At 66.9% G+C, this 1056-nt stretch carries 1 protein-coding gene; it reads right to left on the minus strand.

The window, feature by feature from the left end:
• Positions 1-680 (minus strand): IS110 family transposase (locus ACL03I_RS39375; protein ID WP_412808653.1); only part of this gene is annotated, 680 nt, incomplete at its 3' end.
• Between the last annotated feature and the right edge of the window lie 376 nt (positions 681-1056).

The raw sequence follows: 1056 nt of genomic DNA on the forward strand, positions 1-1056 counted from the left end.
GCGATCAGGCAGGCGGCCGCGGTAACGGGTCCGATTCCGGTCTTCTTGAGCAGGCCGGCGGCTGGGGTGGCGCGTAGGAGGGTGGCGATTGTCTTTTGGTTGGCAGTGAGTTCGTCGTCGAGTGCCACGACGCGGCCGGCCAGGCGCGTGGCCTCGGCTCGAGCGGTTGCTCGGGCCAGTGGCTCTTGTCGGGGGCGCCAGCGGGAGATCTCGAGTATCTGCTTGCTGCGCAGTGGGCGACGAGCGTCGATGCCTAGGTCGATCGCACGCATCAGTGCGGTCAGTGCGTTGACGGTCTTGGTGCGTTCACCGGTCATGTGGTCTTGAGCTGTCACCAGGACGCGCAGCGCGGCTCGTTCGCCCTCGTCGGAGCGTGGGTGACGCAGCTGGGTTTCCTCGAGCGGCAGTGCGGCTTCGGCGATGCGGCGGGCATCGAGCGGATCGGACTTCCCGACTCCGCGGTGGGCACGGGCGTTCATTTGCGGCGCTTCGACGACCTGGTAACCGGACTCCGCTATGGCGCAAGCGAGTTGGGCGCCGTATGTCGCTACGCCCTCGACGACCCATAGGGCAGCAAGGTTCCCGCCGGTGCGTCGCGCGGCCCATGCGATCGCGCGGGCCATACCCGCCTTGGTCGTGGGGAACTCGGCCGAGTCGATCGGCTGCCCGGTAGCAGCCACGATCGCGAGAACGTGTTGCGTGCGTGGGTGTCCACGCCGATGACGTAGGGGTGATTGTGCGCGACGATGGTCACGGCGGTCGGCTACCTTCCTTCCAGCACAAACGGTCCGGCCGCGTGCGGCCGACGCCGATCTGGGAAGAGGTCACTCCGGTTCAGCACTGTGACGGGCCACGATCCGCAGGTCGGGCAATCTCCTGATCAGGAAACCGAAGTGGGCCAGGACGGCGTCGGCTGCTGCGACTCCGCAACGGACAAGTCCAACCGAAGGACACCTGCGTAGGGCCAGTAATTGTATGAGTCACGTCTTCGAGCCGGGCGACCGCCGCCTACCCTGGTCGGCCAGTCCCAGACCAGCCACCCGAAGACTCACAGTG

This window comes from Nocardia sichangensis (genome assembly GCF_047200615.1).
Classification (GTDB): Bacteria; Actinomycetota; Actinomycetes; order Mycobacteriales; family Mycobacteriaceae; genus Nocardia; species Nocardia sichangensis.